Source organism: Beggiatoa leptomitoformis, from assembly GCF_001305575.3.
Classification (GTDB): domain Bacteria; phylum Pseudomonadota; class Gammaproteobacteria; order Beggiatoales; family Beggiatoaceae; genus Beggiatoa; species Beggiatoa leptomitoformis.
In genome coordinates, this window is sequence record NZ_CP012373.2 from 612,653 (window position 1) to 624,170 (window position 11,518).

The 11,518-nt window shown below is 41.4% G+C and carries 7 protein-coding genes; 3 read left to right on the forward strand and 4 right to left on the reverse strand.

The window, feature by feature from the left end; translation table 11 throughout:
* Nucleotides 1–48: 48 nt before the first annotated feature.
* The 3 genes from AL038_RS02715 to coq7 form a co-directional block, all read right to left on the reverse strand.
* Nucleotides 49–1,200 (reverse strand): PQQ-dependent sugar dehydrogenase, encoded by a 1,152-nt coding sequence (locus AL038_RS02715; RefSeq protein WP_062148659.1) that lies wholly within the window; start codon nucleotides 1,198–1,200, stop codon nucleotides 49–51.
* Between the two features lie 167 nt (nucleotides 1,201–1,367).
* Complete coding sequence (locus AL038_RS02720) at nucleotides 1,368–1,682, reverse strand: hypothetical protein (protein ID WP_062148661.1); 315 nt, start codon at nucleotides 1,680–1,682, stop codon at nucleotides 1,368–1,370.
* A gap of 6 nt (nucleotides 1,683–1,688) precedes the next feature.
* Nucleotides 1,689–2,330: a 2-polyprenyl-3-methyl-6-methoxy-1,4-benzoquinone monooxygenase gene (gene coq7 / locus AL038_RS02725; RefSeq protein ID WP_062148664.1), complete on the reverse strand. Its 642-nt coding sequence runs from the start codon at nucleotides 2,328–2,330 to the stop codon at nucleotides 1,689–1,691.
* Between the two features lie 322 nt (nucleotides 2,331–2,652).
* On the opposite strand from coq7, the gene speD reads away from it, so the two are divergent.
* From speD to AL038_RS02740, 3 genes are all read left to right on the forward strand, one after another.
* Complete coding sequence (speD, locus tag AL038_RS02730) at nucleotides 2,653–3,459, forward strand: adenosylmethionine decarboxylase (RefSeq protein ID WP_201800156.1); 807 nt, start codon at nucleotides 2,653–2,655, stop codon at nucleotides 3,457–3,459.
* 115 nt (nucleotides 3,460–3,574) lie between these two features.
* A complete protein-coding gene (gene speE / locus AL038_RS02735; RefSeq protein WP_062148670.1) occupies nucleotides 3,575–4,465 on the forward strand; it encodes a polyamine aminopropyltransferase in 891 nt (296 codons plus the stop codon).
* A 374-nt stretch (nucleotides 4,466–4,839) separates the two neighbouring features.
* Complete coding sequence (locus AL038_RS02740; protein WP_062148673.1) at nucleotides 4,840–10,713, forward strand: alpha-2-macroglobulin family protein; 5,874 nt, start codon at nucleotides 4,840–4,842, stop codon at nucleotides 10,711–10,713.
* 215 nt (nucleotides 10,714–10,928) lie between these two features.
* On the opposite strand, the gene ureE is transcribed toward AL038_RS02740, so the two are convergent.
* Nucleotides 10,929–11,360, reverse strand: coding sequence for an urease accessory protein UreE (gene ureE, locus AL038_RS02745; RefSeq protein ID WP_062155308.1), 432 nt, complete (start codon nucleotides 11,358–11,360; stop codon nucleotides 10,929–10,931).
* Nucleotides 11,361–11,518: the final 158 nt, after the last annotated feature.

Below are 11,518 nucleotides of genomic sequence, written 5' to 3' on the forward strand. Positions count from 1 at the left end.
TGGGGCGTTAAAGAAATTTATCCATTTTTAAAAAAATTATCCTATAGGCTAATTTTTCCCCACATATTGCAGACGATAGATTAACCCCGCGCGGTCATCAGAGATTAATAACGAACCATCGGCTAATTGGGCGATGTCCACAGGTCTGCCCCATGCTTTTTTCTCTGAGTCTAACCATCCTGTTATAAAATCTTGTGTATTGATAACCTTGCCTTGTTCATCAAATTGCACCCGCACAACTTTATACCCCGCAGGATCGGCAGGATTACGATTCCATGAACCATGTTGTGCAACCAATGCACTGGTTTGATAGTTTTTTGGGTAATTTTTACCCCGAATAAAGTGAATACCTAATGGTGCTGCATGTGCATCAAACGCAACAATCGGCGCGGTCATCGTGCTTGGCATGGGTGGTTGACGTTTTTTTGAATCAGGATAGGGCGTGTTATTTACACCCCAAACATAAGGATAACCAAAGTGTAAACCCGCTTGTGGGGCGTGATTTAATTCGCAAGGGGGTATCAAATCGCCCAAATTATCTGCGCCATTATCCGTAAAATACAACTCTCCACTTATCGGATGAAAATCAAATCCAACAGAATTACGGATACCCCGTGCAAAAACCGCCATTTGCGCATTGCTCGTGCTTACGTCTAAACGAATAATCGTGCCTTCTATTCCCTGCACATCACAAATATTGCAGGGCGCGCCAACGGCAACATAAAGATAACCTGTCGGGCTAAATTTCGCATATCGCCACCCATGCCAACGCTTATCGGGTAAGGCATTAAAAATAATGTTAGATTTTAAATGTGATTGAGGACTGAGGGCTGTTAATTGGTTTGCGGAAATTTGTCTAATTTGGTGTTGTTCAACAATGTATAAATCACCCGTTTGAGGATGCACTGCAACGCCGTTTGGTGAATTTAAATCGGTGAGTAAGGGAATAACTACATCACTTTTAAAGTCTTTATTTACATCTAAAATGGCGTGAATAGTATTCCCGCTACGTGAACCGACATAAACTGTACCCGTTTTCTCATCAACGGCTAAAGAACGGGCTTCAGGCACTTCTGCATAAATAGATAATTGAAAATCAGCGGGAATTTGTAATTGTTTAATCAGTAATTCTGGACTAGTCGCGTGGCTAATTTGGGCAAAAAAGAGGAGGGAGAATAAACTATAAACTGAATAACGCATATTTTAACCTCGGGGTAAATATAGATAAAATAATCAGCCCATCATTTACTTGTTGATGACGGGCATTAAGCAGTGGTTAAATTTTGCAATTTGACAAATCTTTCAATTCTAAATAACTCAGATAATCCTGTAAGTCCTGATTCAGATAATTATTTTACACAGAAGCCTTAAAAAATCCGTTCAAAACGCGTGCGAGTTATTACATGACACTCTTCGGCCGTTTTCTCATGAGTTTCTAGACATTGTTGCTCAAAGGCTTGCGCATCAGCTCGAGCTTTCTCTACGGCTTTACGTGTTGCCTCTGCCTGAACGCGGGTTTCTGCATTAATCGCTTCCTGACGGTTAAAGCGTTCAATGGTTATTTGGCGTTCTGTTTCGCTCATCGTTTCCCACTGTTTCTCAGGCACACCATAAACCGCCTGCGAAATACCACATGCGCTAAGACAATATAATAAAAAAACGATACTGATAAATTTAAACATTGCCCTTTATATCCAATATGCGGTTGTCGTCATGATTTTTGCCGTTGCTTGCATTGCAATCTGTACAGGCATAGGCAATGGAACGCCGCCTGCCTCTAATGCAATGGTTGCGTGATGCGCTTCATCCTGTTTCATCTGCTCTAAAATAGCCCGACTTTTTTGATCTTCTATGGGCAGTGTTTGCAAATGCGTTTCTAAATGCGCAATCACCTGTTTTTCCGTTTCTGCAACAAACCCTAAACTCCATTTATCCCCCACAAAACCCGCTAACGCACCCATCGCAAATGACCCCGTGTACCACACAGGATTCAACACGCTCGTCCGTCCGCCTAATGCCTGAATCCGCTTTTCACACCACAATAGATGGTCATTTTCCTCAATAGCTGACTGGTGCATACTGTCACGAACCCGCGAATCATGCGCTGTTAAAGCCTGCCCCTGATACAGGGCTTGTGCAGCAACTTCCCCTGCATGATTAACCCGCATCAGGCGAATAGATAACTGTTTATCGGCATCACTCAAACTATTATCTTCAATATTTTTGGCTGGATTTTTACGATTTGTTCCCTGTGGTTCAGCAAAAATCGTCCGTAATCCTCTATCAAAGCTACTAATCAATTTATCTAGTTGAGAAAGTTGTGGTTTCATGCTGGGTTACTCGCTTGATTTAAAAAATATTAAAAGGTTAAATTTTGTCTGAAAATTCTGTTTCAAACAATGACTACCCGCTGTTTAATTCTACACCGAGGGCAACTATGGCGTATTAAAAATATACGATTGAACATTTCAGTTATAACGATATAATAAAAAGTTTTTAGCCTTTCTCAGGAATTTATTACAAGACTCTATAAATCCCCCCTGTCATCAGGTCTTTACCAAGACTGACTTAAAATGGAGAGAGTATTATTGTAATAAGTTCTTATCGTTATAATGGCTGTCTTCTGCTTTTTTGATGGGGAGGTATTTCGTGATGGAAGACAAAATTGCACTGCATGGTTTTAATAACCTGACCAAAAGTCTGAGTTTTAACATTTATGATATTTGTTACACTCAGCGACCTGCCGAGCGAGAAGAATTTCTCGCATACACAAACGAAATGTGTAGCGCGCAAAAGTTAGAAACCATTCTTTCTGATGTTTGCAATATTATTGGCGCGCATGTTCTCAGCGTATCTACTCAAGATTATGACCCTATGGGCGCAAGTGCAACTTTTTTGATTGCTGAAGAACCCGTTTCTTGTCCCGCAACGTTAAAACGGCCTGAACAAACCAAGCTAAAAAGCAATAACCCCTTTTTAGTCGCACATTTAGATAAAAGCCATCTGGCCGCACATACTTATCCAGAAGGCAGTTCTAAAACGGGTGTGTCCACCTTTCGTGTTGATATTGACATTGCTACTTGTGGGCATATTTCCCCCTTAAAAGCATTGAATTATCTGTTACATGCGTTTGATTCTGATGTTGTATCTGTTGACTATCGCGTGCGTGGATTTACCCGTGATGTTCGTGGCAGAAAACATTTTATCGACCATAAAATTTATTCCATTCAGGAATTTATTGCGCCAGATATTTTACAACGTTATCAAACGGTTGATATTAACGTTTATCAAGAAAATCTTTTTCATACTAAAATGCTCTTAAAAGATGTCAAACTCAGTGACTATCTCTTTGGTATGAAAGACGAAAACTGGAGTGAAACCGAGCGTCGGCGTGTGACTACGCTGTTGCACCAAGAAATGACAGAAATTTTCTACGGTAAAAATATTTTTCACGCTTAGTTTTCACCTTTTCGTCATCAAATAGGTCGAGTTTTCGTGTTATAGAGCAACAAACTCTATTCACTGCAAAACTCGACCTTCATTTTCTGGGGCTTGCTCTCCCAAAAGGAATATTATGTCCGTTGATATTACTCATGATTTTTATAATGGTTGGTACTTAGAACGCAGCCGTGGCTGGGCGTTAGGACTGGCGTTAGAAAATAAGCTGTTCGAAAAGCAATCGGCTTACCAAAAAATCACTGTTTATCAAACACAAACTTTTGGTAAATTGCTGTTATTAGATGATATTATCATGGTAACGGAACGTGACGAATTTATCTATCATGAGATGATGGCGCATGTACCGCTTAATGTACATCCGAATCCTGAACGGGTTTTAGTCATTGGGGGTGGCGATGGTGGTACAATCCGCGAAATCGTGAAACATCCTACGGTTAAAGAAGCGGTTTTGGTAGAAATTGATATTGATGTCATTAACACTGCGCGTGAATATTTTCCAACCATTGGCAGTGAGTTTGATAATCCACGTGTAAAAGTATTGGCAGAAGATGGGGTTGCTTATATTCGCAATAATCAAAATTACTTTGATGTGATTATGATTGATTCCTCCGACCCGATAGGTTTTGCAGAAGGCTTGTTTCAAGCCGATTTTTACCGCGATGTGTATAACGCCCTAAAACCCGATGGTATTATGACAAATCAAACAGATAGCCCGTTATTGTCACCCATGATTGTGGAAAAAACTTATAGTGAAATGCAAAAAGTTTTCCAGCATTTGTTTATGTATCAAGGCTATTGTTTAACTTATCCCGGCGGATATTGGACATTTGGTTTTGCTTCTAAACGCTATCATCCATTAAACGATTTTGACCCAAAACATGCCCAAGCTAAAGGGTTAAAAACTAAGCATTACAATACTAAATTACACAATGGCGCATTTTATTTACCCAACTTTGCGCTAGCGACACTACCAGCGGGGTGTGAACAGAAAAACTGGAGCGAATAGAAGTCTGTTATTGCTTGTTTTTTTCCTAAGTCTCCATAAACGGTGGTGGTTTTGTCCGCTCGTGGTTTACGGAGACATCTTTTTAAATGCTTTGTAACCCCCTCTAATCGTCATCTCAACAGTGTTAATTTACAAGCGGTCTATCAAGCGTTAAAGAGAAATTTATTATTTTTTAACAAAACGTTAAATGTGCTATAGCAATATACCTTATATCTCAAGTCAACGATTCAAGCGTACAATATCATGAGATTCCTTAATTAGTTGAAGTGAATTAAGGAACGTTTTAATCAGTTTTTATGGTGTAAAAAGTCATTAAGATAAGCGTATGATAATGCTTCTTAAAAAACGCATACCAACAACGAGAGCAATAATATATGAATAGCAAGCGTTTATTCATTCTGCTGGTTGTTTTGAATAGTTTATTAACCGCCTCGCCTTCATGGGCGGTGTTTGATTCTGCTAAATTCAACCAGTCATCTAATCCCCTAGCCATCAGTCGTATTACCCCTACAGGTGAAGATGTAGAGGCAGAGCGGCAAATTGTTTTCCAATTTAATCAACCTGTTGTTCCTATCGGTAAAATGGAACGCACAGCCGCTGAAATTCCGATTAGTATTCAACCTGAAGTAAAATGTGAGTGGCGATGGGTAGATACATCAGCTTTAGCCTGCCAGTTGCGGGATGAAGACCGTTTAAAATCGGCAACCCGTTATCGAGTTGTGATGGAACCCGGTATTAAAACAGAAGATGGACGCACGATTGCGCAAGCCATTAAACATGAGTTTATTACGCAGCGTCCGCGTGTTTCTTATGCTTCTTTTAACACATGGAAAGGGCCGGGTACGCCGCAAATACGTGTCAGTTTTAACCAAGCGGTGACTAAAGCCTCTGTAGAAAGCAGTCTGCACATTCGCAAGCCAAATGGTCAACGAGTTGCGCTGGATGTCTTACCTATCGGGAAAGAACAATATGATTATGATGAACAAGAAGCAGAAAAGGGTGAACCTAGCACGATTCCTGACAGTGCGCGTGCTTGGATTGTTGTTCCCAAACAATTACTGGGTTTAGACACGACACACGAGCTGTGGGTAACAGAAGGCTTGGTTTCTGGAACTGGTGGTTCTGAGAAGGGAATTGAAAATCAGGTTGTTACTAATTTTGATACGTATCCCGAATTCCGTTTTTTAGGCGTATCTTGTCCTGCATTAAATGGTGAAGAGGTCTTTATTGCCGTTGGTGACCCTTTAAATAAAAATAACCGTTGCAACCCATTACGCCAAGTAGCCCTGACTTTTTCTAGCCCTGTTAGTAATGCAACCGTTAAACAAAACTTACTTCTGACACCCGATTTAGCAGGTGGTCGTACTGATTATGACCCTTGGGATAAAGTCTCTGACCATAGTCAGCTAAATGATAGTCACACAAAAGGGAATACTTATAGAGTTTGGCTACCCGAATTATTAAAAGCTTATGAAACTTATAAGGTAGCTATTCTTAATCCTAATACGTTTAAAGATGAATTTGGTCGCACGCTACCTGTTGCGGTCAACACGCAGTTTGCGACGGACAATCGCGCCCCTAATTTTGTTTTCGAGTATGAACATTCTGTCTTAGAAAGTGGTATTACGGACAGTGAATTACCGATGTATGTTACCAATCTACAAAAAGTTGCCATTAAATATAATGTATTGACAGCACAAGGTTGGTCAGCAATTCAAGAAAAAGTCACCCCCTTACCCGCCCTTAAGAATATTGCCGTTAAAATGCCTGTGGGTGTACGGCAATTGCTCAATGGTAAATCGGGCATTGTTCAAGGACATTACATTACTACACCAGATACTCATGAGGGTGGAAATGAATGGAGCAACTGGTTTTTCAGCCAAGTTACCCCGTATCATGTCCAAGTTAAACTTGGACATTACAATACGTTAGTTTGGGTAACTGATTTTGCGACAGGTAAACCCGTTGCAGATGCGCAAGTTAGTTTATATTTAGACAATTATGTTGCTAAAGATAAATTACCCGATTCGCTAGCGACAGTAACAACGAATGAAGATGGTATTGCACAGTTTGACGGCCGTGAAAAACTAGACCCTGAATTAAAGCATAATTATGTCTATGACCCTACAGAACAACGCTTTTTTGTACATGTTCAAAAAGGAGAAGATTTTGCCGTCTTACCGTTAGACAATAATTATGTTGTAGAAATGTATCAGTTATCATCTGACTACTCTGTTTATTCCTACCCACGCCAACAATATGCCTATATTCGTGCATGGGGGATGACCGCTCAAGGGGTTTATAAGGCAGGTGATACGATTCAATACAAACTTTATGTCCGTAATCAAGGCAATAACAAACTAGAGCCTGCTCCTAAAGGAACTTATAAATTAGAAGTTTATGACCCAACGGGTAAAGTTGTACAAGAAGTATCTGATATTCAACTCTCCGATTTTGGTGCATATCAAGGCGAGCTTACCGTACCCAAAACGGGCGCAGTGGGTTGGTATCGTTTTGAACTCAGTGCAGATTATTACACAGGTAATACATGGTCACCCATGCGGGTGCTGGTCAGCGACTTTACTCCCTCATCTTTTCGTGTCAAAACGAATTTGAATGGTGATTTATTCCATCTAGGCGATACGATTACGGTTGACACACAAGCCATGCTACACGCAGGCGGTGCGTATGGTGACGCACAAACCCAAGTTGTTGCCACTTTAAGTCAAGGCTATTTTGTACCTGCAAGCCCCGTTGCTAAAGGGTTTCAATTTGATACTTACTTAGACGAAGTCAACGATGAAACACTTTTCCAAACAGAAAGTAAAGTGAATGAAAAAGGGGAACTACAAACCCAAATCCCGCTAAAAGATACCAAAGTGTTATATGGCACATTACATATTGAAAGTGCCGTGCGTGATGATCGGGGCAAAGACGTTGCAAGCAGTAGTACCGCTGTTTATGTTGGACGGGATAGATTTGTTGGTTTAAAAACCGAAGGATGGCTACTGAATTCGGGTAAAGAAAATATTATTAATACCCTTGTCGTTGATGAACGTGGCAACCCCATCGCGGGCGCGCCTGTATTAGTGACTATTGAGCGACAAGATACTAAAGCCGCACGGGTAAAAGGTGCAGGTAATGCCTATTTAACCCAATACGAAACCGTTTGGGTAGAAACCAATCGTTGCGAACTAGCCGCAACAACAGAACCTGTTGCTTGTCGGTTTACCCCACCAAATGCTGGCGTTTACCGTCTCATTGCCACAATTAAAGACACTAAAGACCGTGAACACAAAACCACCGTTAATCAGTGGGCAACGGGCGCGGGTGAAGTTGTTTGGCAAATGGAACCCGGTAATGGTTTAGAAATCGTCCCTGAACAAGAAAGTTATAAAGTTGGCGAAACAGCAAAATATCTGGTTAAAAATCCGTTCCCTAATGCAACGGCATTGGTTACAGTGGAACGCTTAGGAACCATCAAAAGCTGGCTGGTAACATTACATAACAGTGTAGAAGTTATCAGTATTCCTGTAGAAGCCGATTACACACCGGGTTTCTTTGTGTCCGTGACTGTCGTCTCACCGCGTGTGGACAAACCCATAGATGGTGAACAAGTTGATTTAGGTAAACCCACCTTCCGCATGGGATATGTCAAAACGCTGGTTAGCGAACCTTATAAAGAGCTAGTCGTTGATATTCAAACGGATAAACCTGTTTATAAACCCCGCGAACAAGTCACCGTTAAACTACATGCACATGCAAAACAAAGCGATGTAAAAGCCCAACCGATAGAATTAGCCATTGTCGTTTTAGACGAATCAGTCTTTGATTTAATTCAAGGCGGACGAAGCTACTTTGACCCTTACAAAGGCTTTTATGATTTAAGCGATTTAGACATGAGCAACTACAGCTCACTCATGCGCTTAGTCGGACGGCAAAAGTTTGAGAAAAAAGGTGCGACACCGGGTGGCGATGGCGGAATGGGGCCTAACTTGCGCTCACTCTTCAAATTTGTTACCTATTGGAATCCTTCTGTTCCCACAGATGCTGAGGGTAATGCACAAGTTCAATTTACCGTCCCTGATAATCTCACGGGTTGGCGCATACTTGCATTAGCCGTAACACCAAACGACCGTTTAGGCTTGGGAGATGCAAATTTTAAAGTGAATTTACCCATTGAAGTTCGTCCTGCTTTACCAAACCAAGTGACTGCAGGCGATACTTTTGAGGCAGGATTCACGGTTATGAATCGTACAGATAAAGCCCGTGAGTTAGACATATCTTTAAGTGCAACAGGACCTGTGCAAAAAACTGCAGGTGCAGACAAAGCAAGCGTTACACTCAAGCTAAAAACAGAACCTTACAAACGCTACAACGTCTGGTTACCCATTAGCACAACGGATGTGGGTGAAATTCAATTTACCGCGTCTGCGGGAGATGCGACGGATAAAGACGGACTTACACAAACCTTGCACGTTTTTCCACGTCGCTCATTTGACACAGCAGCAAGTTATGGCACAACAACAGAGGCGAGTGTCACAGAATCCCTTTTATTCCCTGCGGATATTTATGGCAATGTTGGAAAAGTCAGTGTTGTTGCTTCCCCAACCGTTATCAGTGACATCAAAGGGGCATTTGAATATATGCGCGACTATCCCTACGCTTGCTGGGAACAAAAACTCAGCAAAGGGACAATGGCGGCGCACTATACCAATCTAAAAGCCTATTTACCCAATGACTTATTATGGAGTAACGCAGATGTTCTGCCACAAGCAACATTAGACATTGCCGCAGACTATCAAGCACCAAACGGGGGAATGACTTACTACATCGCCCAAGATAAATATGTAAGTCCTTATCTCAGTGCATACACTGCGTTAGCATTCAACTGGTTACGGGTAAGTGGTTATAACGTTCCCGCGCAAGTTGAAAATAAACTGCATGAATATCTGCTAACGATGTTACGTAAAGATGTGATGCCCGATTTTTACTCACAAGGCATGGCATCCAGCGTACGTGCAGTCGCGCTTGCGGCACTCGCCAAACAAGGAAAAGTTGTTCGTGATGACATAAACCGCTATCAACGCAGCCTTAAAGAAATGGACTTATTTGGTAAAAGCCAATTCCTAGATGCGGCGTTAGCCATACCGGGAACTAATAAAGTTCGGATGGAAGCGGTAAATGCGATTCTCTCGCAACTGAATCAAACAGGTGGAAAAATTACCTTCCAAGAAACCCTTGATGATGGCTATAACCAACTGTTAAGTTCTAGTTTACGCACGGAATGCTCCATTCTTAACGTGTTAGTCAACTATGACGAAGTGATGCAAGGCAATGCGTTAGTCAGTGATATTCCTTATAAACTGGTGCGCCACATTTCACAAAGTCGCAAATACACAGGATATTGGGAAAATACTCAAGAAAATATGTTTTGCATGAATGCCTTAACTGCCTATGCGCGTATCTATGAAAAAGATAAACCTGCAATGATTGTACGGACATTCATGGATGACAAACCTATGTCGCTTGCCGCTACACCCACAACAACTGACGTTCACTTTGATGATGTAAAAAATCCGCCGGCAACGTTCGAACGACCTATTACGGAACAAGACCCCGGACGGAAAGCCTCAGTTAAGATAGAAAAACAAGGGGATGGGCGAGTGTACTACGCGGTGCGGATGCAATACGCCACGAAAGAAGAAAAATCCACAGCGGTCAATGCAGGTATTGAACTGAATCGTGAATACCACGTTAAACGCGATAATAAATGGACACTACTCACCAGCCCCATGGAATTAAAAACGGGTGAATTAGTTCGTGTTGATTTATACCTGTCCTTACCTGCTGCGCGTCACTTTGTTGTGGTTGATGACCCTGTACCGGGTGGGTTAGAACCGGTCAATCGGGATTTAGCCACTGCCTCAACGGTTGCCGCAGACGAAGCAGAAGGCACTTATGCAGGTGGCTCTCTTTGGTATCGCTTCACTGACTGGCAAGAATATGCCATCTCTTTCTGGAGTTTTTACCACCAAGAACTACGGCATAATGCGGCGATTTTCTACTCGGACTATTTACCACCGGGTAATTATCACCTTTCCTATGTTGCACAAGCCATTGCACCGGGTGATTTTGTGGTGATGCCATCACATTCAGAAGAAATGTATGACCCTGATGTTTATGGAAAAAGTATGCCTGCAAAATTAAAAGTGGTGCGTGATGCTGCTGCTGATGCAGGAAAATAAACATTAACCCGATAGCACTTATATTCGTTGTTTAACAAAAAAGCACAGTGGTTTAAGCACTGTGCTTTTTTTATGTTTGAAATAAAGACGCTTTGAATCGAGCTTTCACAAAGCTAACTGAATTTAAAGATAAAGAATTAAGAAACGTAAATTGTTTAAATCTGCTTGTCTATTAATCCTAAAACATTGTATATCTAGCAAGTTGCTCGTATTTTTTATGCGTGTACATGTTGATACGCACCACCTTCTGGCTCAAATGGCGCATCTAATGTACTAATAGATAAACCAAAATGTTGTAACATCTCGTCTAACACATGATCTGGTTGATAACGTACCCATTGAGCATCAATTTGTAACGCAATATGACGATTGCCCAAGTGATAACAAATGCGCGCTAATAATAAAGGATCAACAATTTGCACATGTGTTACCGTTTCTAAAGCCGCTTGAACCAGAATAATCCGTCCGTCTTCTGCTTTAAGACAATCACCACCACGCAAAATATAACCACGCGGTAAATCTAATAAAGCAGCCGTTCCATCCGCTAACTGCGTGCAAAAACGACTTTTTTGCCGTGAATCAAATGATAAACTTAAGGTAACTGTTGCAGGTTGTGGATGGGTAAGGCGTTCAAACACTTTTAACATGGTACGGAAATTTCCTGTCGAAAAACGGTTAAGTACAGATTTGGGTGGTGTTAAATAAGGATTAAAAAATTTTCCTTCAATCCCTTGCAAATAAAAGAAATCTTTCGTGCAATGGGATATAGCAAGTATCCTTATTATGTGAGGAATTCACGAGGGTT